Below are 23,599 nucleotides of genomic sequence, written 5' to 3'. Positions count from 1 at the left end.
TTCTGCCAGAAGGATTCGTGAAATGGCAAGAATACAAAGAGTCCGGCAACGTACGTCACTTATTTTATAAAATGGCGTTTCTATTTAATTGAGTGAGAGACTGAAATGTTGAAACAACCAGCAGTTTCAACTGCTGGTCTGAATGACGGAGGGTGTTAACGGTAGTTCACAATCACCTGATTGCTCTGAATGCGTAACGCGGGGATCAGGCGACCACCGCCGGGGACCTCCCAGACAAAATGCATCGGTTCAATGGCCGGAACGTTATTGAACCCGTTGGTGGTCCCACTTTGCCCGTCCAGCTCGACACAACGGGACTGAGAACATAAACGCACCCGCAAACCTGCGGGCGTGGGGCCATTCAGCTCATAGCGCCAGGCCACCAGCGTCATCAAGCCTGAGACCGGCTGGCTGGGAACCAAAGGATCAGACGAGGCTGACTGGCCACGGTGATTTAAGGTGATCCCCATACCACTTGCCTGCCAGGCCCCTTCTCCAGCGGCCTGCGCCACCAGAGGAAAAAACAACAACCACAGTAACTTACGCATTATTTACCTCCAATGGTCGCCGTCATGCGGATATGGCGGTTATCGGAAAGCTCCATATTCGATAACACCACCAACTGCGGGATGCTGCGACGTAAAAACCGCGCCAGTAACGGACGTAACGCGTGATTAACCAGCAAGACTGGCGGCGCGCCCAACATTTCCTGCCGGGACAGCGCTTCCTGAGTCTGGGCCAGCAGTCGGTCTGCAAGCCCAGGCTCCAGGCCGCCGCCCCCCTGCAGCGCTTGCAGCAGCAAACGCTCGAGCGGAGTATCAAGACCGATAACCTGAACCTCTTCATTACCCGGGAACCACTGCTGAGTGATGGCGCGTCCTAACGCAACACGGACGACCGCGGTAAGCTCATGCGGATCGTTTTGCAGCGGCGCATGTTCCGCCAGTGTTTCAAGGATGGTGCGCATATCGCGAATCGGTACTTTCTCGTCCAGTAAGTTCTGCAGCACTTTATGCAGCGTGGTGAGCGTCACAACGCCCGGCACCAGATCTTCCGTCAGCTTTGGCATCTCCTGCGACACTCGATCCAGTAACTGCTGCGCTTCCTGACGGCCAAACAGCTCAGCGGCGAACTGCCCAATCAGGTGGTTTAGATGCGTAGCGACAACAGTACTGGCTTCAACCACCGTAAAACCCTGAATCTGCGCCTGTTCCTTCAATGCGCTTTCAATCCAGATAGCGTCCAGTCCGAAAGCCGGATCGACCGTTTTCTCACCCGGTAGCGACCCGGCGGCAGTACCCGGGTTAATGGCCAGCCAGCGTCCCGGATAGGCGTCACCGCTGCCAATCTCTACCCCTTTCATCAAAATTCGATAGCGGGCCGGCTGCAGATCCATATTGTCTCGAATGTGTACCACCGGCGGCAGGAAGCCCATATCCTGGGCAAATTTCTTACGAATACTGCGAATTCGCCCCAGCAACTCACCATCTTGTTGAAAATCCACCATTGGGATCAGGCGGTAACCAACCTCCATGCCCAGCGAATCTTCCAGCTGCACGTCGTTCCATGTGGCTTCCACCACGGAGTTGTTTTCCGGCATTTTCACCGGCTGCGGTTCATCTGGCGCTTTTTGCTCACGACCGCGCATCCACCATGCCAGAGCCAACAATGCGGCAGTAAACATCAGAAACACCAGGTTCGGCATGCCCGGAACCAGACCCAAAAGTCCAAGTACCGCCGCACTGAGCAACATGACGCTGGGGTTACTGAACAGTTGGGTCACCATCTGTTCGCCTACGTCCTGGTCGGTACTCACGCGGGTCACGATAACGCCCGCCGCGGTAGAGATAACCAGCGCAGGAATTTGTGCCACCAGCCCGTCACCGATGGTCAGCAGGGTATAACTTTCCGCAGCGCTGCCCATGCTCATACCATGCTGCAACACCCCAACTAACAGACCGCCGACCACGTTGATCACCATGATCAAAATACCGGCGATGGCGTCTCCACGGACGAATTTACTCGCACCGTCCATTGAGCCGTAAAAATCCGCTTCCTGGGTCACTTCCGAGCGTCGTTTTTTAGCTTCATCTTCGCCAATCAGACCGGCATTCAAATCTGCATCAATCGCCATCTGCTTGCCGGGCATTCCGTCCAGTACAAAGCGCGCGCCTACCTCGGCGATACGTCCTGCACCTTTAGTGATTACCATAAAGTTAATGATGACGAGAATCACGAAGACCACGATACCGATCGCGAAGTTACCGCCCACTAGGAAGTGACCAAAGGCTTCAACTACCTTCCCCGCCGCCGCTGCGCCGGTGTGTCCTTCCATCAAAATGATACGGGTCGACGCGACGTTCAGCGCCAGGCGTAATAATGTGGTAAACAGCAAAATCGTCGGGAATGCGGCAAACTCCAGCGTACGCTGGGTGAACATCGCCACCAGCAGCACCATGATCGACAGCGCAATGTTAAATGTGAACAGCAAATCGAGGACGAAAGCCGGCAGCGGCAGCACCATCATCGACAGGATCAGCAGGATGAGGATCGGTCCGGCAAGGATTTGCCATTGCGTGGATTTCAGGTTGCTGGGCAGACGCAGCATCGCGACCAGATTAGCCATCAGTATTCTTCTCGTTCATGAAATCCAGTGCTTCAGGCACCGGAAGGTTTTCAGGTTGTGGTGGACGCTTGCCGCCAGCCAGACGCCAGCGTTTTAGCTGCCATACCCATGCCAGTACTTCAGCAACGGCGGCATACAATTGACCCGGTATTTGCTGACCAATTTCAGCATGGCGATAGAGCGCACGCGCCAGTGGCGGCGCTTCTAATGTCGGGACACGGTGCTCTGCGCCAATTTCACGGATGCGCAGCGCAACCAGCCCGGCCCCTTTCGCAACAACTTTCGGCGCGCTCATTTTGTTCTCGTCATACTTCAACGCCACTGAGTAGTGCGTAGGGTTAGTGACAATAACGTCTGCTTTCGGCACATCCGCCATCATGCGACGCTGAGCGGCCGCGCGCTGCATTTGACGAATTTTGCCCTTAACGTGCGGGTCACCTTCGCTTTGCTTAAATTCATCGCGGATATCCTGACGCGACATACGTAGCTTTTTCACATGGCTATAGATCTGGAAAAAGACGTCGAACCCCACCATCGGAATAACGCCAAGTACCACCAGTAGTGCACACATACCGACTAAATCCAGGGCGTTGCCCATCGCCGTAATCGGTGACTCCGCCATCAGACGCATCATCGCCGGCCAGTTATGCCAGAGATAAAATCCGGCCACGCTTCCCACTAAAGTGGACTTCAGTATCGCTTTGAGCAGTTCTGCGCCGGTTTGCGCGGAAAACATGCGCTTAATGCCCGGCAGCGGATTCAGCTTCGAGAATTTGGGTTGCAGGGATTTACCGCTGAAAATCAAGCCGCCAAGCATCACCGGGGAGATTAAAGCCACCAAAACGACGCCGGTAATCAACGGCAACAGCGCAATCATCGCGTCTTTAATCAGCAGGATGATTTGGCTGAGGATCAGATTCGGGTCGTTAACCATGCTATGGTCAAAACGTAATCCGGCCGACAGCATGCCAGCCAGTCTGCGGGCAAGCGACTCCCCACCTATCCAGATAATGCACACACCCACCAGCAAAATGAGCAGTGAGGTTAGCTCTTTGGATCGGGGGATCTGCCCTTCTTCCCGCGCTTTTTCAAGTCGGTGGGGTGTGGGGGCTTCTGTTTTGTCGTCGTCGCTTTCTTCTGCCACGCATCAGACCCTGGATAGAGATATAGGCGAGAATGATGCCAGAACAGCTATCCAGCAATGGGAAGAGTAAGCGGTAAAAAAGACGGGATTTATGGCTTTAAGCAGAATTGCGCGTAAGCCGGATGAGAGGCCCACGCCTCACATCCGGCAAATACTCATCAGAACCCGAGGCTATCCAGCAGGTCGTCAACCTGATCCTGACTTGCCACTACACCGGCTTTCGAGGCGTCAACCTGCGGGCCGTTAAGCAAGCTTTCGTTTTCACGTTTTGGACGTGCGCCCTGTTCCGGAATGTTTTCCAACAGAACCATCAGCAGCTGACGTTCAATTTCCTGGATAACATCCATCATGCGCTTGATGACCTGTCCGGTGAGATCCTGGAAATCCTGCGCCATCATGATGTCCAGCAACTGGGCATTGGTAAAGCTGGTATGTCCAGGCACATCACCAAGGAACTGACGGGTATCGGTGACCAGTTCACGAGCATCGGACAGTTCGATCGGATTTTCGAACCATTCATCCCAGCGTTTGGTCAGGTCTTTGGCCCCTTTTTCCATCGCGTCCTGATGCGGCTGCGAAGCTTCTACGCTGTTTAGCGCACGCTCCGCCGCCTGCGCGGTCATCTGCACAACATAATCGAGACGATCGCGGGCATCAGGAATCGCTTCTGCCGCTTCGGCAATGGCCTGATCCAGCCCCAGTTCACGCAAGCTGTCGCGCAGCATTCGGGTCAAACTGCCGATGCGCGCGATGATGTCCCCGGCAGAGTGTTCGTCAGCAGGTTTAATTTGTGGTTGCATCATCATCACACCCTCACATGCCCAGTTTCTCAAAGATTTTATTCAGTTTTTCTTCCAGCGTCGCCGCCGTGAACGGTTTCACGACATAGCCACTGGCACCTGCCTGTGCTGCCGCAATGATGTTCTCTTTTTTCGCTTCTGCCGTGACCATCAGCACCGGCAGAGAAGCCATCCCGCCATCGGCACGGATGGTTTTCAGCAGTTCCAGTCCATCCATGTTCGGCATGTTCCAGTCAGAAATAACAAAGCCGAATCCCCCAGCCTGCAGCTTGTTCAGCGCATCCACGCCATCTTCAGCCTCTTCAACATTGTTGAATCCCAGCTCTTTAAGCAGGTTACGCACGATGCGACGCATGGTGGAAAAGTCATCCACAACCAAAAACTTAAGCTCTTTATCCGCCATAAAAATAAACTCCTGATTCAAATACGTATTGCCTGTCCGGCACTAATTTTCACCAGCATTTGCTGGCTCACCTGGCTAAGATCGACCACTTCGCTTACGCCACCCATATTGATGGCCTCGCGCGGCATGCCGAACACCACACAACTTGCTTCGTTTTGCGCAATGGTCCAGGCTCCCGCCTGATTCATCGCTAACATTCCGGCTGCGCCATCGTTGCCCATACCGGTCAGGATCACCCCGACGGCATTGCGCCCCGCATGTTTCGCCACCGAATGGAACAGCACATCCACTGAAGGCCGATGCCGATTAACCGGCGGACCGTCATGAATTTTGATTTGATAGTTCGCGCCACTGCGCGCCAGTTCCATATGCTTGTCGCCCGGCGCGATATACGCATGCCCTGGAAGTACGCGCTCTCCGTCCTCTGCCTCTTTCACGGTTATCTGGCACAGTTTGTTCAGACGTTCTGCGAACGAACGGGTAAATCCTGGCGGCATATGCTGGGTAATAAGAATACCCGGACTTGAAAGCGGCAATGGCTGGAGTACATGGCGAATTGCCTCTGTTCCTCCGGTTGACGCCCCAATCACCAGCAATTTTTCCGAACTGAGTAATGGCCCTGCCTTCAAGGTCGTCGGTGCAGCCATGGGCTTATGGGCCGCCAGTTTTGCCCGCGATGCGGTGCGGATTTTCTCCGCAATCATCTCGCTATACGCCAGCATTCCTTCGCGGATCCCCAGTTGCGGTTTGGTGACAAAATCAATCGCCCCCAGCTCCAGCGCCCGCAGCGTGACCTCTGAACCTTTACCGGTCAGCGAAGAAACCATGACTACCGGCATCGGACGCAGACGCATCAACTTCTCAAGAAAGTCGAGGCCGTCCATGCGCGGCATTTCCACGTCCAGCGTCAGGACGTCGGGATTGTATTTTTTGATTAAATCCCGGGCGACCAACGGATCCGGCGCCGTCGCCACCATTTCCATATCACTGTGACTGTTAATAATTTCGGTCATGATTTGACGCATCAATGCAGAATCATCTACCGACAACACCCTGATTTTACTCATGCTTTATCCTTACCTGGCGCATGCGCATACACGGTCTGTCCACGCAGGCTAAACTCGCGCACAAGGTTGCTAAAGTTTTCTGAATGACCTGCAAACAGCAGCCCGTCAGGTTTAAGAAGTGGAACAAAACGGTGCAAAATGTCCTGTTGAGTCGTTTTATCGAAATAGATCATAACGTTACGACAAAATATGGCGTCGAACGGTCCTGGCACGTTGTACTGCTTATCCAGTAAGTTCACGCTGGAAAATTCAACATGCCCTGCCAGTTCCTGCCGAACGCGTACCAGCCCTTCATGCGGCCCGGTGCCGCGCATGAAATAACGCTGCAACTGCTGGGGTGACAGCGTCTTTAGCTCATCGAGGCGGTAAATGCCGTTTCTGGCCTTTTCCAGCACTTCGGTATCAATGTCGCTGGCAAAAACACGCCAGCGGCCCGGTGCCATACCTAAGGTATCGGCAAGCGTAATCGCAATGCTGTAGGGTTCTTCTCCGGTTGACGCCGCCGCGCTCCAGACGCGGTATTCACCGTTGCGCCGACGAGCATGATCTGACAGCACCGGAAAATGATGCCCTTCGCGAAAAAAAGCGGTCAGGTTGGTAGTCAGGGAGTTAATAAAAGCCTGCCACTCAGCACTGTTCTGGTTAGCTTCCAGCATGCTGAGATAGCGACCAAAGTCATCCAGCCCCAGGGTACGCAGACGACGAACCAGGCGGTTATAAACCATGTCCCGCTTATGGTCGGCCAGTACGATCCCCGCACGCTGGTAGATTAATTGACATATCCGACGAAAATGCGCGTCAGACAGCGCGAGGCGCTGTGTCATCTGTAACAATAATGACGTTTGCCCGGAGGGCAGAGATGATGTCATAGCGCCTTCTCAATCACATTCAGGATACAACGGGCGCAACCTGAGGCTGCGCCAACTCTTGTTTTGCTACGGTTTGCTCTTCAAGTTTAAAAAATGCGACACAAGCAGAAAGATGATCGGCCTGCGTCGCAAGTTGTCCGGCGGCGGATGCGGCTTCTTCCACCAGACCGGCGTTTTGCTGCGTCACGGAGTCCATCTGGCTGACGGCCTGCGCCACCTGCTCAATGCCTCTGCGCTGTTCATCGGATGCCGAGGCAATCTCGCCCATGATGTCGTTAACCCGGGTCACCGAACTGACAATTTCCGTCATCGTGCGCGACGCCATATCCACCAGTTGCGATCCCTGATGCACCCGGGTGACGGATTCCTCAATCAGTCCCTTAATTTCTTTCGCCGCCTGTGCGCTACGGCTTGCCAGATTGCGCACTTCTCCGGCGACGACGGCAAAACCACGCCCTTGCTCCCCCGCTCTGGCGGCCTCTACCGCGGCATTCAACGCCAGGATATTGGTCTGGAAGGCAATGCTGTCAATCACCCCGATAATGTCGCCAATTTTCTGCGAGCTGGCAGAAATCTCATGCATGGTGCTGGCGACCCGGGACGTCTGCTCGCCACCTTTGTGCGCTGTGTCTGCCGCACTTTTGGCGATTCCTGACGCCTGGCGTGCGTTATCAGCGTTCTGGCCGACGGTGGCGGTCAGTTGTTCCATGCTGGCCGCCGTTTGCGCCAGCGCAGCCGCCTGCTGTTCAGTCCGTGAAGACAAATCGTTATTGCCCATCGCGATTTCTGAAATACCGCTATGCATGGCTGAGCTGCCCTGACGAACGTCACTTACCGTTTCGCGTAACGCCTGTTGCATCTTCTGCAGGCTGGCAAAAATAGCCGAGATCTCATTGCGCCCATAAACCGCTACCGGTCGTGCCAGGTTCCCCGCGGCAATACTGTCGAAATGGCTGCCAATAATCGCCAGCGGCTGAACGATCATCTTGCGTGACCAGAACAGCGCACCGCTGGTGAGCAGTGCCGCCAGTACCACCATGGTGGCGAAAATCACCCCCGACATATGGTAATTACGCTGACTCTGCTCCCCCGCCGTTTGCAACACGCTGTCAATGTTGCTCTGCCACGCATTCACATTCGCATCAAAAGCATCCTGAGCCGCCTGCACCGGCGCGGTCAGAAAATCTGACAACTGATTGTTTTCAAGCCAGGTTGCCTGATGCGCGAGAGCGCTGTGCCACTGGCTGAAGCTATTCTCCGTTGCGCCAAACAGCGCCTTGCCTTGCTCCGTCGAATCCGACGTCGCCATAAAGCGTTTAAACATCAATTCAGACTGCGTCAGGCTATCGCGCGCGAGGGTCATCAGCGTTTTGATGTCCTCTGGCGGATAGCTCAGGGCGGTCAGCGTCCCTGCCTTATTAAGGGCCGTACTGGCCTGTAATAACACAGCGCGGGTTTGGGCCAGCGCAGCGCGTTGCTGATTACTCAGTTCGACCTGATTCAGGTTCTGAAAACCGTCCCGAAATGCCCAGAAGGACAAGCCATTACTGCCAATCTGCAAAACTCCGCAGAGGATCAAAATCAAAAACAGCGTGGTCGAAATTCGAATACGATTAAACATCAACGCTCCCATCGGGCGGCACTGGCCGCGGTTTAACTATCAGTCAAAATGTTTCCCAATTCGTATCTTGTTCAATGCTCTGGCGCGGATAGGATGCGCTCGGGGCTGCAGGTAATCGTGTATCGCGCGGTTTTGTCGAGGCCGGACGTGACGCAAGACGGAAAGTCGATACCGACTGCGTTAAGCGACTGGCCTGTTCTTCAAGAGCGGCCGCTGCGGCAGCTGACTCCTGTACCAATGAGGCGTTTTGCTGCGTAACACGATCCATTTCAGAGACCGCGAGCGCAACCTGATCAATCCCCCGGCTTTGCTCGTCAGATGCCGAGGCAATCTCGCCCATAATGTCTGTCACCCGCGTCACGGCATTGACGATATCGTTCATTGTTTCGCCGGCGCTTTCTACCAGTACGGAACCGGTATCAACCCGGGAAACGGAATCTTCAATCAATGCCTTAATCTCTTTCGCCGCCTGCGCACTGCGGCTTGCCAGATTACGCACTTCACCCGCCACCACAGCAAAGCCGCGGCCTTGCTCACCGGCACGCGCTGCTTCAACCGCCGCGTTCAGTGCGAGAATGTTGGTCTGAAAGGCAATGCCATCGATGACGCTGATGATGTCGGCGATTTTCTTCGAGCTATCGGCGATTTCGTGCATGGTGTTCACCACGCTATCAACCACTTTGCCGCCATGCTGCGCGGTATCGGACGCGCTTTTCGCCAGTTGCGAGGCCTGACGCGCGTTGTCCGCGTTTTGCTTCACGGTTGCGGTCAACTGTTCCATGCTGGCTGCGGTCTCTTCCAGTGCAGACGCCTGCTGTTCCGTACGAGATGAAAGGTCAGTGTTTCCGCTGGCAATTTCGCTGGTACCGGAATAAATCGCATCAGAGCCTTCACGCACCAGGGTGACGGTTTCCGTCAAGGAGCGCTGCATATGATCAACCGTACTGGCCAGCTCGCCGATTTCGTTACGACCGCTAACAGCGAGAGTTGCGGTTAGGTTGCCGCTGGCGATTTCCCGGATATGGGCAATGACACGGGACAGAGGATTAAGCAGGGTATGACGGATGCCGTACCAGACCACCACCAGAATCAGCACCAGCACGACGGCCAACACGCCAAGCTGCCATTGGGCGAAATGGTAATCCCGCGCGCTTTGATCAAATGCCTGGACGTAAAGCTTTTCGCTAACGCTGGCGTACTTGCCCAGCGCCTCGCCGAGCGCGTTTTGCATTCCCTGCGTAGGCTGCGCGAAGTAGGCATCCATATTGCCGCTTTCCAGAAACTGAACCAGTTCTGCCAGGGCAGCATGGTACTGCTGATATTTTTCCTCGACGTTGCCGCTGGCTTCTGCCATTTCCGGCAACGGTGTGATGTTTTTAAATTTTGCGTAATGCGTTTCGGCCTGCGCCAGCGATGCTTTCGCATTCTTCAGCAGATCGTTTTTAGCGCTGCTTTGCTGGTTAGACGCATCCATCATCATGCGCGCAGAAGAACGGCTTAAATTGATTCGTGTCTGCAGCATCAGATCCCATGTTGAGGTGAGTTCACTTTGCTGCTGTCGAAGATCGTTAGAAATAACAAAACTTTGCTGATTCTGCTGCAATGAAGAAAACAACAGACCACCGGAAACAAGCTGTAGCAGTGCGAAAACCCCCAGCACCATCATCAGCATTGTGACAACGCGGATACGGTTAAACATAAGGCACCTTCCTGAAAACAAGTTATCAACGTTATCGGCACTCGCTGAGATAACTTTACGTTTGCGAAAAGGAAATCCTGAAGGGATGTGAAGCCTGGCGAGGGGAAAATAAAACGGGTGCGCAGCAACCACAAATCATTCACATAAAAACACCATAATTATCATGTAAATAACATTTATTTTCATCGATGAGCACGGCCAGAATGGCCGAAGTACGCATTTTTATGTGATTGAGATCACACATACGCATCGTAAATACCACAACAAAATGGATAAAAAATTAAAAAAAGTTGTATCCGCTTACGCTTTAATCCAATTTATATGATGAATACCTCGTTACCACTTAATAAGTATAAAAAATGAGTAACCGATCAATAAATGTTAAATCCTTACTGAGGGCTTTTTAGTGGCAAATGCAAACAAACTCACGTTGTTTATCGTGATCTTCATGCTGGCGGGGATCCTGTCGGGTGCGGTGATCCACTCTTATGCCTCCCCCGGCGTTGTGACCGCCTGGGCCGATAACATTACGCTTCTTACCGACATCTTTTTACGCCTGATTAAAATGGTGATCGCGCCTTTAGTATTCAGCACCCTGACAGTTGGTATTATGCGCCTGGGAGAAACGTCCACCATCGGACGCGTGGGCGGCAAAGCGATGATCTGGTTTATCAGCTCTTCTATATTGTCTATCCTGGTCGGTCTGTTTGTGGTTTCCCTTGAGCAACCTGGCAGCGGGCTGAACCTGGCGATCCCGCTGGAAGCCACCGACACCGGCCTGGCCGTGGGCGGCATGAGCCTGAAAGGTTTTCTGACGCATACCATTCCAACCAGCATCGCCGAAGCGATGGCTAACAATGAGATCCTGCAAATTGTGGTGTTCTCAATGTTCTTCGGTATTGGTGGCGCATCGCTCGGAGAGAAATTTAACGCTCCACTGGTTGCCGCGCTGGATGTGGTTTCCCACATTATGCTGAAAGTGACTGGCTACGTGATGTACGTTGCACCGCTGGCTATTTTTGCCGCCATCTCTTCCGTAATCTCCACCCAGGGGCTGGGGATCCTGCTTAACTATGCGTCGTTTATCGGCGGCTACTATGTGGCGATTTTACTGACCTGCCTGGTTCTGCTGGCTGTGGGTTATGTCATGCTGAAAAAAGAGGTATTTCGCCTGGTAAGCATGCTGAAAGACCCGGTTCTGGTCGCATTCACTACCAGCAGCTCTGAGGCCGCTTATCCGAAAACGCTGGAGCAATTAACTAAATTTGGCTGCTCACCCAACATCGTGTCATTCGTGCTGCCTATCGGTTATTCGTTTAACCTGGTCGGTTCCATGGTCTACTGTTCATTTGCCTCCATGTTTATCGCGCAGGCCTATAATATTCACCTCTCCTTCGCAGAAATCACCGTCCTGATGCTGACGCTGATGCTGGCGTCCAAAGGGATTGCCGGTGTGCCACGTTCAGCACTGGTAGTGTTGGCTGCAACCATCCCGAGCTTTAACATTCCGGTCGCCGGGATCCTGTTGCTGATGGGAATTGACCACTTCCTGGATATGGGACGTTCAGCAATCAACGTATTAGGTAACGGGATTGCAACGGCGATGCTGGCGCAGGATGAAGGTTTACTGGAAGAAGAACCCGAGCTGGTTGAGCGGGAAGCGTAAGAGAGAAATCTGCCGGATGCGCTACGCTCATCCGGCCTGCAACAGCAATCATTGTAGGCCGGATGAGTTATGGCGATTATGCGACGTGGGAAGCGGCAATATCCAGCAGCGCCATTTCTTCGCTGTTCAGCAGCTTCTCAATGTTGACCAGAATCAGCATCCGGTCACCCAGCGCACCCAATCCCGTCAAATATTCCGTTGACAGCGTGACCGCAAACTCCGGTGCCGGACGGATTTGATCCGTTGTCAGCGACAGCACATCCGAGACGCCATCAACCACAATTCCAACCACCCGCTGACCCAGATTCAGCACGATCACCACGGTGTTTTCGTTGTAATCCACATCGCTCTGGCTAAATTTCACGCGCAGGTCGACGATAGGCACAATCACACCACGCAGGTTTGTGACGCCTTTGATAAACGCTGGCGTGTTAGCGATGCGCGTCACCTGATCATAACCACGGATTTCCTGCACTTTCAGGATATCGATACCGTACTCTTCATCCCCCAGCGTAAACACGAGGAATTCCTGACCTGACGGTTCGCCGGCCAGTTTAGTTACATTACTCATACCGGTCATATTATTCCCTTCTCACTCAATCAGGCGGCTGTGATCGCCACACGTTGTTCGCGGTTTAACCCCTGCAATGCAGAGACATCGACAATCAGCGCGACGCTGCCGTCGCCGAGGATCGTTGCAGCAGAAATACCTGGCACTTTGCGGTAGTTGCTTTCCAGGTTTTTGACCACCACCTGGTGTTGACCAATTAACTGATCCACCAGCAGCGCATAGCGACGCCCTGCACTTTGTAAAATGACCACTATGCCCTGAGTCGCTTCAGTTTTAGCGCCTTCAACCTCAAAGACTTTCCACAACTCAACCAGCGGTAAATATTCGCCACGCACTTCCAGAACGCGCTCTCCTCCGGCCAGCGGATGGAGATCTTCTTCGCGCGGTTGCAGCGATTCCATAACGGCATTCAGTGGCAGAATGAAGACCTCATCGGCCACACGCACGGACATCCCGTCGAGGATCGCCAGCGTCAGCGGCAGCAGAATGCGAATAGTGGTCCCCTGTCCCTGTTTAGACTGGATCTCAACATGGCCGCCCATCTCCTGGATATTTCGCTTCACCACATCCATACCCACGCCGCGTCCGGAAACATCCGTCACCTGTTCGGCGGTCGAAAAGCCTGGAGCGAAGATCAGCATACCCACTTCGTCATCGCTCATGTTTTCGTGGATCGGCATGCCCTGAGAGACAGCTTTAGCCAGGATACGTTCGCGGTTCAGGCCAGCGCCATCATCGGTCACTTCAATACAAATATTCCCGCCCTGATGCTCCGCGGAAAGCGTCAGATTGCCGATTGGGCTTTTGCCGGATTCAAGGCGTTTTTCCGGCAATTCGATACCATGGTCGAGGCTGTTACGCACCAGGTGCGTCAACGGATCGATGATGCGTTCAATCAGGCTCTTATCGAGTTCGGTTGAGCTACCAACCTGCGTCAGCTCGACCTGTTTACCCAGCTTACCGGCCAGATCGCGCACCAGACGAGGGAAACGGCTGAACACGTACTCCATTGGCATCATACGAATCGACATCACCGACTCTTGCAAATCTCGGGCGTTACGTTGTAACTGACCCATACTGGTGATGAGATCGCCGTGATTGACAGGATCCAGTTCGTTAGAGCGCTGGGCCAGCATCGACTGCGTGATCACCAACTCGCCAACCAGGTTAATAAGCTGATCAACCTTTTCAACTGCTACGCGGATACTGGTCGACTCGCTGGCGCGGGCGGGTTTTTCACGTTCCGCGCGGCTATGTGGTGCTTCACTGGTGGTAGCTTTCACCGCAGGTGCCACAGCAACCGGCTGCGGCTCAGTGACAACAGCCACCTCTTCAGCTTCAGCTGCCACAGGCGCTGCGCTGACGGTTTCGAATTCAATTTGGTCAGCTTCAATGACAAAGCAAAGCACCGCGATGATGTCATCTTCTGCGAGGTTGCCATCAAGCGTTGCTGATAACGTGTCGCTTCCTTTTACCACATCGGTTAAGGTCGCCAGATTCCCCAGTTCCTCTTCCAGTAAATCCACTTCGCTGGCTTTCAGGCGCGAGAGAGTAATGCGTTTTTTGCTCTCTTCACTGGCGGGTTCAGGCTTTGCAACCGCCTCTTCCTGCATCGCGGCGCTGTCAACAACGCTAAGTTTTGCTGGGTTGACAACTGCCGGTGCGGTTTCACCTTTCGCTTCGAGCGCTAACTGCCGTAACGCCTGGCAGATATACTCAAAACTGTCGGCATCAGGCTCCACTGAGCTTTTATAGGCGTCGAGCTGTTCCTGCATAATATCTTTCGTTTCCAAAAACAGGTTGATAATGTCGGCATTGAGCTGCATCTCGCCACGCCGCGCTTCATCCAGCAGGTTTTCCATCAGATGGGTCGTTTCCTGCAAAATGGTAAAGCCGAAGGTGCCCGCCCCGCCTTTAATCGAGTGCGCTGCACGAAAAATGGCATTCAGCTGTTCGGAATCCGGGGCTTCAGGAACCAAATCAAGCAGGTGTTGCTCCATATCAGCCAACAGTTCGTCAGCTTCATCAAAAAATGTCTGATAAAAATCGCTAATATCCATGCTCACGCTATCACCTCGGATTGGCTGGTGGCGATGTGGGAACGCTTACCGGCGGGAGTTCCGCTGGCCGTTGTAAGACACTTACCGGCTCATTCTGGCTTTCAGCGTTTTCATGCAAAATGGCCTCTTCTGCCTGCTTATTGAGAACCAGCAGGCTAATACGGCGGTTGATAGCGTCTTCAGGACCGCGATCGCTCAGACGCATCGTGGCGGCCATACCTACCACACGTAATACTTTTCCATCATCCAGACCGCCGCTAACCAGCTCGCGACGCGATGCATTTGCGCGATCGGCAGACAATTCCCAGTTGCTGTACCCTTTCTCACCATTCGCGTAAGGGTAATCATCCGTGTGACCGGAAAGGCTGATCCGGTTAGGGATCCCGTTGAGCACTGGTGCAATCGCGCGCAGGATATCGCGCATGTACGGCTCAACTTCAGCGCTACCGGTCTTAAACATCGGACGATTCTGACTGTCGATAATCTGTATCCGCAGCCCTTCCTGAACTAAATCAATCTTTAAATGCGGACGCAGCGCTCGCAGTTTGGGATCGGATTCAATCAGTTGATCGAGATCGCCGCGAAGTTTGCTCAAGCGGCTCTGTTCCATACGTTTTCTCAGGTCATCAATATTCGGCTGTTTGTTCACCTCGCCCTGCTGCTGGGTGTAATCATCCCCGCCGCCTGGAATCGGGCTTTGGCTATTCGAAATACGATTTCCCCCGGTCACTGCGGTGGCCAGCGGTGTACGGAAATATTCGGCAATCTGGATCAATTCTTTAGGGCTGGAAATAGAAATGAGCCACATCACCAGAAAGAAGGCCATCATCGCGGTCATAAAATCGGCGTAGGCGATTTTCCACGAGCCATGCGCCCCACCACCGTGATTCTTATGCTTGCGTCGCTTTACAACGATAATGGGATGGGCCTGATTTTTCATGCGTCCTCGGTCGTCTGTTGCGCAGTTGGATTTCTCACCGCACGAACATGTTCTTCCAGTTCGATAAACGAAGGACGTTCGCTGGAATACAGTGTTTTACGACCAAATTCAACGGCAATCGGCGGCGCGTAACCATTCAGATTGGAGAGCAGCGTTATCTTCACGCACTGCATCATTTTGGTTGTTTCAGCGCTTTTCTGTCGCAGAACGCTGGCAAGCGGAGAAATAAATCCATAGGCCAGCAAAATACCGAGGAATGTTCCCACCATCGCATGCGCAATCAACGCACCCAGCTCTGCTGCCGGGCGATCGGCAGAAGCCAGCGCATGCACAACCCCCATAACGGCCGCGACGATCCCGAATGCCGGTAGTGAGTCGCCGACCATCGCCAGACTATTCGCCGGGACTTCAGCCTCACTCTCATGAGTCTCAATTTCTTCGTCCATCAGCGCTTCAATTTCAAACGTATTCATGTTGCCGCTGATGATCAGGCGCAGATAATCGACAATAAAATCAAGCATTACAGCATCCGCAAGAATGCGCGGATAGCTGGCGAAGATTTCACTTTCTTTTGGGTTTTCGATGTCGCGCTCAAGCGAGAACATGCCCTGTTGACGCGACTTGGCCATCAGGCGATACAAGAGCGCCAGCAGATCCATATACATCGCTTTGGTGTATTTCGAACGACGGAAAAGCAACGGGATCGCTTTCATCGTCCCTTTGATGGCTTTCCCGTTATTGCCGACGATGAATGCCCCAATACCCGCACCACCGATAATCACCAGCTCAGCCGGTTGATAGAGTGCCCCAAGGTGTCCGCCGGTCATCATGTAACCGCCGAAAACTGTACCAATAACAACCAGGTAACCTAATAAGATAAGCACGACATCATCCTTTCGCAATTGACTATGACAGGATGCGCAGTCGGGCAATTAACGTAAGGTCAGGACAAAAAAAAGCAGCGGTAATTGCTTACCGCTGCTGGAGTGTTCATCCACACCGTATCAGTTAAACAGCCTGTTCGATCTGTTCATCCAGCAGTTGTGGAATAATATCGGCAGCATTCTGGGAAAGTTTACGTCTTTTTACGGCCCGTGATGGCGGTTGGCATAAACTACAGGCAAAGCTGCCTGCGGGTTGGTGTGCGTGGGTGATAAAATTCCCACCGCAGCAATTGCATTGGGACAACTCCAGCAATCCGCTGTCGACAAATCGCACCAGCGTCCACGCGCGGGTTAACGCCAGCAGTGGCCCTTCTTCAGGCTGCGGGCACTGCTCAAGATATAACCGATACGCCTTGATCACTGCATCCACGCCGCTACAGAGACCCGTTTTGAGCAAGAATTGCCATGCATTGCAAAACATCGACGCATGAATATTTTGTTCCCACGTCATAAACCAGTCGGTGGAAAACGGGAGCATCCCTTTTGGCGGAGGACTACCGCGTAATTCTTTGTACAGCTTGATTAATCGACCACGGCTTAATTGCGTTTCGCTTTCCAGCATTTGCAAACGGGCGCCCAATGTGATTAATTCCATTGCCAACTGGATATCACGCGCTTCCTGAACAATGCTTTTTTCGCTCATCATCAAGCCCTTTTCTTACGTGCTGCATCATCGATGTCGCTTAACAGGCGTGTTGAAAGCATGATACCAGTATGAATTTGCTGAAGATCGTCAACGCGGGAGTCTTGCGTCAGGCGAGTAACAGTCTGGTGATCGTCGAAACGGAAATGACATACCAGTTGGTTTGTTTCGGCCAGTTTGACCATTTGAGGAAGAGTTAATGTTGCCAACGTGTCCGCCATTTCCTCGCTGATACCAAGGCGAAACATCGCAGATGCTTTGTCCTGAACGATCAAACGCTGTGCAAGCAATAAATATGACAAATTGATGTCATAAATGTGTTTCAGCAACTCGGATGTATGCATTATTTGCATCCATAATAACCAACATTGTTTTCATGCGGTAAAACCGCACCCCGTGATGTCGCCGGGAAGGCCCGGTAAAAAAAAGCAAAAGGTCAAATACATAGCAGCGTGACGACACTTACGCGTTGTCTAAACATTCCCTTTTAAGAAGGCAGCATCCCTTACAAGCTCACATCAATTCTTACAAATGTCTAAGATTTTTCCTAATTCGACGCAACTCTACCCGCCGTCAGTTACACATACAACGGAGCTATGCTGCGAATTTAAAGAATATGTGATCAAGATCACATAAACCAGCCAAACACTTAACATAAATCCATCAGCGTAGCTTTTACTTTGCTTATTTTTTACTCTGCCATCATCCATTTCAATTCCTGATGTACGAATATTCTTGCAATAAAAGCGAATAGTATTTTGTTCACATCCGTTAATATCACGCCGTGAAATAGCGAGCTGGATCACATATTTAACTCAAAAAATTTTTTTAATTAAATTCATTATAAACAATAAGTTAAATATTTAGAGTGATTAATTAATACCGCGATGTGACGACCTTGCAAATGTTAATATATGTTTAATTTCTATTAACACATTGTTTTCATTAGCAGTGGGTTTCACTTAAGTAACTTGAACATATCTGCAACTAATATGAATCGATTATTCTATTTATAAGAATAATTAATGAATAATCATGATGACATTCACACTATGAAGGAAGGAAACGTTGCAGTATGGAGTAAGCTGAGTAAAGCTGAAAAGCCCTCTCATAATTCTTGAAAAAAAGGAGCGAGTTATGAGCTATTCGCACATTCTTGTTGCTGTTGCCGCCACCCCTGAAAGTCAGCAGTTGTTAGACAAGGCGGTTTCTATCGCTCGCCCTGTCAACGCCCGAATTAGCCTGATTACACTGGTCTCAGACCCCGAACTGTATAACCAGTTTGCTGCCCCCATGCTGGAAGACCTGCGTGAAGTCATGCAGGAAGAGACTCAGGATTTTATCGACAAACTTAGCAAAGAAGCAAAATACCCCATTGAACATACCTTTATTACCTATGGGGCTCTGAATGAACATATCCTGGATGTATGCCGCAAACACGCCGTTGATCTGGTCATTTACGGCAACCATAACCACAGTTTTTTTTCGCGCGCTGCCTGTTCAGCGAAAAGCGTGATTCATACCAGCCAGGTGGACGTTCTTCTGGTTCCGCTAGCTGGAGATTAATCCACAGTGCCACGACTTCATGCGAGTTTAGAACAGGAAGAGATATTGTCTGGCAGTTGGCATTGACTCCGACGCGGCGTGACCGTTTTAAGATCGCAAATGAACGTCGCCTGCCAGTTGTCGATATCGTTTTTGACGATAGTCTCAAGCATTTCAGCGTGGCGCGAGATACGTTCGGTAAGTGGCATCGTCAGCGCCTGGTTTAATGCGCCTGCCACTTCATCCCGATCATAAGGATTAACAATAAGCGCGGAGGTTAGCTCGTTCGCCGCCCCGGCAAATTGCGATAAAACCAGCACGCCAGGGTTAGCAGGATCCTGTGCGGCCACAAACTCTTTCGCCACCAGGTTCATACCATCGCGCAACGGGGTCACCAACCCTACATCCGAGTAGCGGAAGATCTTCATCAGCAATTTACGATCAAAATACTGGTTCAGATAGTAAAGCGGCGTCCAGCCCAGTTGCCCATATTTGCCGTTGATTCGCCCCGCCTCTGTTTCCAGTTGGTGGCGAATATCCTGATAGGCCTGCACCTCTTCACGCGAGGTCGGTGCTATCTGCGTATAGCGAATTTTACCGTGGTGCTGCGGATAATGTTCCAGTAAGGCCTCATAGGCCTGAAAGCGCTCCGGCAAGCCTTTGGAGTAATCCAGACGCTCCACGGAGAAAATATTCTGCACATTTTTAAGCTCCGCTTTTAGCTGTGCCAGTTTTGGTGGCAGCGGACCGGACGCCTGTCGAGCAATCTCATCCGGTTCAATACCGATGGGATAGACCTGAGTGCGAAACGCTTTTCCCCATGCCAGGTGCTGCTTATCTTTATGCGTGGTCACCCGAGTCTGGGCTGCGAGACAGTCCAGAAAAGCCTGGCGATCGTTTTCGGTCTGGAAACCAAGCAAATCAAAATCACACATTTGCTCAAGCAGCGCCAGATGTGGAGGGAGCGCATTAAAAATTTCCGGCGTCGGAAACGGAATATGCAGGAAAAAACCGATGCGATTACGCACGCCGCGCTTACGTAACTCGCAGGCAAACGGCAACAGATGGTAATCATGAACCCAAATAATGTCGTCATCGCCAAGCAACGGCAGAAGTTTATCCACCAATAAGGCATTAACCCGTTGGTAGCCTTCCCAGGCAGAGCGCTGAAACTGAACTAAATCCAGTCGATAGTGAAACGCGGGCCATAAAACCGCATTTGAAAACTGGCAGTAATACTCTTCGTAATCTTGCTCACTCAAATTAAACGAGGCCCAGGTGATATTGCCACGCGTGACCTTTTTTAACGGTTTATCCTCATTACCTGTATCACCACTCCAGCCAAACCATAAACCACCAGCAGCTTTTAACGCGCCCAGTACACCGACCGCGAGCCCACCCGCGCTCCCTTTGTCATCTGGTGAGGCGATACGATTAGATACTACGACTAAACGACTCATAGCCACCTCTTCTGTTATTCGTTGCTTTCGGTTCTTGCTGCGAAGAGTTAATTTTCTCCAGCCAGCGCCAGACATCCCTGACGCCATCCAGACGCCATGTCGCCTGCGTCGGCCCGATCCCCACCTTCACGGAAATACCGCCAGCGCGGTTAACTACAGCAAACCCTGTTTCATCTGTCAGATCATCACCGAAAAACACAGGGATCCGGCCAGCAAAAGGCGCTTCCTGCATAAATGCAGCTATCGCGTCGCCTTTATTGCTGCCCTTAGGCTTTATTTCCACGACACATTTTCCGTGCTGCAGAGCAAGCTGCGGCCATCTGCGCGTGATGCCTTCAGCCAGGGTAACCAGCGCCGCTTCGTGTTCGGGTGCCTGGCGATAATGCAACGCGAAGGCCATGCCTTTGGTTTCAAGTGTTACCCCCGGTAACGTCACCAACGCTGCGTGTAATAACGCCCCGGCTTCACGTTCGATACCTTCAGGCAGGTTTACTATGTGCGTCTGACCATTGATGTCACGGCGTTCTGCCCCATGTACTCCGGCAAGCGGAAAACGAAACGGAGTAGTGAGTGCGTCAAGCTCAACCATTGAGCGCCCTGAAATCAATGCCAGCGCATCCGCATTCTGCGTCGCTAACTGATGTAGACATTGCAGGATTGTCTTCGGGACAACGACCTGGTCGGGAAAGGGTTTAATCTCAGCAAGTGTCCCATCGAGATCAAAAAAGTAAGCACAGTTTGCAGATTGTTCAGGGGGTAAAGTCAGTGATGCTGTCACCCGGTTATCCTCCTCATCATGGTCAGAACGCCACGCGGATCGCGGCATATAGATGATGTATGACGGATATAAGTATAGACAGTGTGACCATGCTCGCCATTTGAAAAAACAATCGCCAGCCGGGTAGCGGCTGGCGACGGGCAGAAGCTAGACTAAAAAGTTGGGGTTTAAATCATCAAACGGTACGCTTCGCTTTTTGCTTATAACGGTCGAAGATCACCGCCGCCAGCAGGATGAGGCCACGTACCACATACTGCGCGAACGGAGAGATATTCAGCAGGTTCATCGCATTCTCAACTGTACCCAGGATCAGCACCCCGGCCACCACATATGAGATTTTTCCGATGCCGCCTTTAAGCGAAACGCCCCCTAACACGCAGGCCGAAATAACGATCAACTCATAACCGATTGAGGTCATTGGCTGGCCGCTGGTCATACGCGATGCGAGGATAATCCCGGCAATGGCGGATACCAGACCGGAAAGAATAAAGATAATAATCTTGGTGCGAACAACCGGAACCCCAGCCAGGCGCGCCGCCTCTTCATTGCCCCCAATGGCCAGGGTATTACGCCCAAACGTGGTTTTGTTCAGCAGTAAGCCAAAGACAATGAAACAAACGACCGTGATCCAAATAGGCGCCGGCAGACCAAACCAGTTAGCATAGCCGAGTGTGAAGAAACGCTCGTCTTCAATCCCGACTGCCTTACCGTCGGAGATAATATAGGCCAGACCACGTACAATCTGCATTGTCGCAAGAGTCGTGATCAGGGCGTTAATTTTTAACCGCGCAATCACGAACCCATTGACCAGGCCACACAGAATACCGAGCAGCAGTCCGGCAGCCACACCAATCCACAGACTTTCGGTCATGTTAATAACTACGGCAGTGGTAACACCAGCACAGGCAATCACAGATGCGACAGACAAGTCGAAATCACCGGATGCCAGACAAAACAGCATCCCACATGCGACCATGCCCGACATCGATACTGCCAGCCCCAGTCCCTTCATATTGATGAAGGTGGCAAAGTTTGGCACAAAGAGGGAACAAACCAGGAACAGCACGGCGAACACCACCAGCATGCCGTATTGATCCCAAATGCGGCCCAGATTTAGCGCCGACTTCGCAGCACCTGAACCCGATGTAGAAACGGAAGACATCATACTCTCCTTATTCAGGCTACAGCCTGGCTGACTTTAGGCATAGCAAGGCTCAACGCCTGGCGCTCATCCGCCTGTTCATGAAGTAACTCACCGGCAATTTCGCCTTCTCTCATCACCACAATACGGTCGGCGACACCGAGCACTTCTGGCAGGTCACTGGAAGCAAACAATACGGCCACACCGCGCGCCGCGAGGGCATAAATCACGTTATAAATTTCATGCTTGGCGCCCACATCAATGCCGCGTGTCGGCTCATCCAACAAAATCACCTTCATCTCTTCCGATAACCAACGACCGAGGATAGCCTTCTGTTGATTCCCGCCGGAGAGGTTCATGATCAGTTGCTCTGCACCCGGCGTTTTGATGTTGAGTGAATGAATATGGTGATCGGCATTGGTCTCTTCCCAGCCGTTGTTGATCACGCATCCCCCCAGAACATGCTTACGCCGTGCACTAATGTTGATGTTGTTGCGCACTGAATGGACCGGAATGATCCCTTCGGCTTTGCGATCCTCCGGGCACAGCATCATACCCGCTTCAATGGCATGGCTTGGTTTACGGATATCGATAGGCTGTTCATCAATAAATACCTGGCCCGCCGTGATACGCGTACCGCCGAACAGCCCTTTCATTAATTCGCTACGTCCGGCCCCCACCAGGCCAAACAGCCCGACAATTTCACCGCTTCGCACAGATAAGCTGATTGGCGTACGCACGCCTGGAGCTTTGACTTCATGCAGCCGCAGACGCTCTGTGCCATACGGTCTGGATTTCCAGCCATAGATATCCCCGAGGTCACGCCCGACCATCGCCTGCACCAACGCATCGTGATCGACCTGCTGCATGTCCGAGAACGTTTTGACGTAATGACCATCTTTAAACACGGTGATGGCATCGCTGAGAGCAAAAATCTCCTCCATACGGTGCGAAACGTACAGAATGATACGTCCTTCGTTGCGCAGCTCACGGATAACGCGAAACAGATTCTCAATCTCGCGAGCCGACAGGGAGCTGGTTGGTTCATCAAAGGCGATAATTTTGGCGTTTCGCGCCAGCGCTTTTGCAATCTCCACCATCTGCCACTGGCCAATGGAGAGGTATTTCAGTGGGGTATCGGGATCAATATCCATCCCCAGATGCTTCAGCTGGATTCCTGCTTCATAGTTCAGCAGCGAGCGGTTCACAATCCCGCCTTTGTGCGGTAACTGCCCTAAGTAAATATTCTCGGCAACGGTCATTTCCGGGACGAGATGCAGTTCCTGATAAATAATGGCGACACCGGCGTTGAGTGCGGCAGTGGTATCCGCGAACGAAACTTCCTGTCCGCGGATCGTCAGAGATCCCGTTGTTGGCGCATAGTTACCGCTGAGAATTTTTAAGAGTGTTGATTTCCCGGCGCCATTTTCGCCCATCAGCGCATGCACCTGTCCGGCATAGCAGTCGAAACTGATATCCGTCAGCGCCTTAACGCCCGGGAACGTTTTGCCAATGCCGCGAAATGAGAGATACGGGGTAGACTGTTGCATAACGTCTCCGTGAGTCAGGATTTTACCGGCCTGGAAAACCGCCGGACGTAGGCCCGGTAAGCACAGCGCCAC

The 23,599-nt window shown here is 52.3% G+C and carries 21 protein-coding genes; 2 read left to right on the top strand and 19 right to left on the bottom strand.

Translation table 11 applies throughout. The annotated features are described in order from the left end of the window. Positions 1–155 precede the first annotated feature (155 nt). The 9 genes from flhE to tar all read right to left on the bottom strand — a co-directional run bounded on the left by flhE (position 156) and on the right by tar (position 10,229). Positions 156–548, bottom strand: a complete 393-nt coding sequence (gene flhE / locus OGX89_RS12300) for a flagellar protein FlhE (RefSeq protein WP_003833862.1) — start codon at positions 546–548, stop codon at positions 156–158. After that, positions 548–2,626, bottom strand: coding sequence for a flagellar biosynthesis protein FlhA (gene flhA, locus OGX89_RS12295; protein WP_003833865.1), 2,079 nt, complete (start codon positions 2,624–2,626; stop codon positions 548–550). The genes flhE and flhA overlap by 1 nt, the downstream gene beginning before the upstream one ends. After that, positions 2,619–3,770, bottom strand: a complete 1,152-nt coding sequence (gene flhB / locus OGX89_RS12290; protein WP_003833866.1) for a flagellar biosynthesis protein FlhB — start codon at positions 3,768–3,770, stop codon at positions 2,619–2,621. Before flhB ends, flhA begins: the two co-directional genes overlap by 8 nt. Before the next feature lie 158 nt (positions 3,771–3,928). Next, positions 3,929–4,573, bottom strand: a complete 645-nt coding sequence (gene cheZ / locus OGX89_RS12285; protein WP_003034659.1) for a protein phosphatase CheZ — start codon at positions 4,571–4,573, stop codon at positions 3,929–3,931. 10 nt (positions 4,574–4,583) lie between these two features. Continuing rightward, the gene (gene cheY, locus OGX89_RS12280) at positions 4,584–4,973 is read right to left on the bottom strand and encodes a chemotaxis response regulator CheY (RefSeq protein WP_003034656.1); all 390 of its coding nucleotides are present in this window, start codon (positions 4,971–4,973) and stop codon (positions 4,584–4,586) included. 17 nt (positions 4,974–4,990) lie between these two features. Continuing rightward, entirely contained in the window at positions 4,991–6,040 is a 1,050-nt protein-coding gene (locus OGX89_RS12275; protein WP_003833872.1) for a protein-glutamate methylesterase/protein-glutamine glutaminase, read from the bottom strand. Next, on the bottom strand, positions 6,037–6,909 hold the full coding sequence (gene cheR, locus OGX89_RS12270; RefSeq protein ID WP_003833874.1) for a protein-glutamate O-methyltransferase CheR: 873 nt from the start codon (positions 6,907–6,909) through the stop codon (positions 6,037–6,039). Before cheR ends, OGX89_RS12275 begins: the two co-directional genes overlap by 4 nt. Before the next feature lie 19 nt (positions 6,910–6,928). Continuing rightward, a complete protein-coding gene (tap, locus tag OGX89_RS12265; RefSeq protein ID WP_125112497.1) occupies positions 6,929–8,530 on the bottom strand; it encodes a methyl-accepting chemotaxis protein IV in 1,602 nt (533 codons plus the stop codon). A gap of 43 nt (positions 8,531–8,573) precedes the next feature. Then, entirely contained in the window at positions 8,574–10,229 is a 1,656-nt protein-coding gene (tar, locus tag OGX89_RS12260) for a methyl-accepting chemotaxis protein II (protein ID WP_003833879.1), read from the bottom strand. Positions 10,230–10,635: 406 nt separating this feature from the next. On the opposite strand from tar, the gene OGX89_RS12255 reads away from it, so the two are divergent. Continuing rightward, a complete protein-coding gene (locus OGX89_RS12255) occupies positions 10,636–11,895 on the top strand; it encodes a dicarboxylate/amino acid:cation symporter (RefSeq protein ID WP_003833882.1) in 1,260 nt (419 codons plus the stop codon). 76 nt (positions 11,896–11,971) lie between these two features. On the opposite strand, the gene cheW is transcribed toward OGX89_RS12255, so the two are convergent. The 6 genes from cheW to flhD form a co-directional block, all read right to left on the bottom strand. Further along, complete coding sequence (gene cheW / locus OGX89_RS12250; protein ID WP_003034638.1) at positions 11,972–12,475, bottom strand: chemotaxis protein CheW; 504 nt, start codon at positions 12,473–12,475, stop codon at positions 11,972–11,974. 20 nt (positions 12,476–12,495) lie between these two features. Beyond that, a complete protein-coding gene (gene cheA / locus OGX89_RS12245) occupies positions 12,496–14,532 on the bottom strand; it encodes a chemotaxis protein CheA (RefSeq protein WP_063940886.1) in 2,037 nt (678 codons plus the stop codon). A gap of 4 nt (positions 14,533–14,536) precedes the next feature. After that, complete coding sequence (motB, locus tag OGX89_RS12240; RefSeq protein WP_003034631.1) at positions 14,537–15,466, bottom strand: flagellar motor protein MotB; 930 nt, start codon at positions 15,464–15,466, stop codon at positions 14,537–14,539. Then, positions 15,463–16,350 (bottom strand): flagellar motor stator protein MotA, encoded by an 888-nt coding sequence (gene motA, locus OGX89_RS12235; RefSeq protein ID WP_003034628.1) that lies wholly within the window; start codon positions 16,348–16,350, stop codon positions 15,463–15,465. Before motA ends, motB begins: the two co-directional genes overlap by 4 nt. Positions 16,351–16,474: 124 nt before the next feature. Beyond that, complete coding sequence (gene flhC / locus OGX89_RS12230; protein WP_008785071.1) at positions 16,475–17,059, bottom strand: flagellar transcriptional regulator FlhC; 585 nt, start codon at positions 17,057–17,059, stop codon at positions 16,475–16,477. After that, positions 17,056–17,397, bottom strand: coding sequence for a flagellar transcriptional regulator FlhD (gene flhD, locus OGX89_RS12225; RefSeq protein ID WP_003034622.1), 342 nt, complete (start codon positions 17,395–17,397; stop codon positions 17,056–17,058). Before flhD ends, flhC begins: the two co-directional genes overlap by 4 nt. A gap of 793 nt (positions 17,398–18,190) precedes the next feature. On the opposite strand from flhD, the gene uspC reads away from it, so the two are divergent. Further along, positions 18,191–18,619 carry a universal stress protein UspC gene (gene uspC / locus OGX89_RS12220; protein ID WP_003833893.1) on the top strand — a complete coding sequence of 143 codons (429 nt, stop codon included), beginning with the start codon at positions 18,191–18,193 and terminating at the stop codon, positions 18,617–18,619. Between the two features lie 17 nt (positions 18,620–18,636). Here the strand turns inward: uspC and otsA are convergent, their stop codons facing one another. From otsA to araG, 4 genes are all read right to left on the bottom strand, one after another. After that, positions 18,637–20,058 carry an alpha,alpha-trehalose-phosphate synthase gene (gene otsA / locus OGX89_RS12215; RefSeq protein ID WP_032943805.1) on the bottom strand — a complete coding sequence of 474 codons (1,422 nt, stop codon included), beginning with the start codon at positions 20,056–20,058 and terminating at the stop codon, positions 18,637–18,639. Then, positions 20,033–20,884, bottom strand: a complete 852-nt coding sequence (gene otsB, locus OGX89_RS12210; protein WP_370613075.1) for a trehalose-phosphatase — start codon at positions 20,882–20,884, stop codon at positions 20,033–20,035. The genes otsA and otsB overlap by 26 nt, the downstream gene beginning before the upstream one ends. A gap of 127 nt (positions 20,885–21,011) precedes the next feature. After that, complete coding sequence (araH, locus tag OGX89_RS12205) at positions 21,012–21,998, bottom strand: L-arabinose ABC transporter permease AraH (protein ID WP_003034609.1); 987 nt, start codon at positions 21,996–21,998, stop codon at positions 21,012–21,014. Positions 21,999–22,012: 14 nt separating this feature from the next. Then, the gene (gene araG, locus OGX89_RS12200; protein ID WP_125112498.1) at positions 22,013–23,527 is read right to left on the bottom strand and encodes an arabinose ABC transporter ATP-binding protein AraG; all 1,515 of its coding nucleotides are present in this window, start codon (positions 23,525–23,527) and stop codon (positions 22,013–22,015) included. Positions 23,528–23,599: the final 72 nt, after the last annotated feature.

It is taken from the genome of Citrobacter sp. Cpo103, assembly GCF_030332605.1.
GTDB lineage: Bacteria > Pseudomonadota > Gammaproteobacteria > Enterobacterales > Enterobacteriaceae > Citrobacter > Citrobacter portucalensis.
This window is presented reverse-complemented; position numbering and strand designations above follow the sequence as displayed.

Coding starts and splice junctions, on each gene's coding strand:
- OGX89_RS12275 (WP_003833872.1), bottom strand. CDS start 6,040: ATGAGTAAAATCAGGGTGTTGTCGGTAGATGATTCTGCATTGATGCGT.
- cheR (WP_003833874.1), bottom strand. CDS start 6,909: ATGACATCATCTCTGCCCTCCGGGCAAACGTCATTATTGTTACAGATG.
- otsB (WP_370613075.1), bottom strand. CDS start 20,884: ATGCCGCGATCCGCGTGGCGTTCTGACCATGATGAGGAGGATAACCGG.
- cheY (WP_003034656.1), bottom strand. CDS start 4,973: ATGGCGGATAAAGAGCTTAAGTTTTTGGTTGTGGATGACTTTTCCACC.
- cheW (WP_003034638.1), bottom strand. CDS start 12,475: ATGACCGGTATGAGTAATGTAACTAAACTGGCCGGCGAACCGTCAGGT.
- uspC (WP_003833893.1), top strand. CDS start 18,191: ATGAGCTATTCGCACATTCTTGTTGCTGTTGCCGCCACCCCTGAAAGT.
- flhD (WP_003034622.1), bottom strand. CDS start 17,397: ATGCATACATCCGAGTTGCTGAAACACATTTATGACATCAATTTGTCA.
- flhE (WP_003833862.1), bottom strand. CDS start 548: ATGCGTAAGTTACTGTGGTTGTTGTTTTTTCCTCTGGTGGCGCAGGCC.
- tap (WP_125112497.1), bottom strand. CDS start 8,530: ATGTTTAATCGTATTCGAATTTCGACCACGCTGTTTTTGATTTTGATC.
- otsA (WP_032943805.1), bottom strand. CDS start 20,058: ATGAGTCGTTTAGTCGTAGTATCTAATCGTATCGCCTCACCAGATGAC.
- araG (WP_125112498.1), bottom strand. CDS start 23,527: ATGCAACAGTCTACCCCGTATCTCTCATTTCGCGGCATTGGCAAAACG.
- tar (WP_003833879.1), bottom strand. CDS start 10,229: ATGTTTAACCGTATCCGCGTTGTCACAATGCTGATGATGGTGCTGGGG.
- flhA (WP_003833865.1), bottom strand. CDS start 2,626: ATGGCTAATCTGGTCGCGATGCTGCGTCTGCCCAGCAACCTGAAATCC.
- motB (WP_003034631.1), bottom strand. CDS start 15,466: ATGAAAAATCAGGCCCATCCCATTATCGTTGTAAAGCGACGCAAGCAT.
- araH (WP_003034609.1), bottom strand. CDS start 21,998: ATGTCTTCCGTTTCTACATCGGGTTCAGGTGCTGCGAAGTCGGCGCTA.
- cheZ (WP_003034659.1), bottom strand. CDS start 4,573: ATGATGCAACCACAAATTAAACCTGCTGACGAACACTCTGCCGGGGAC.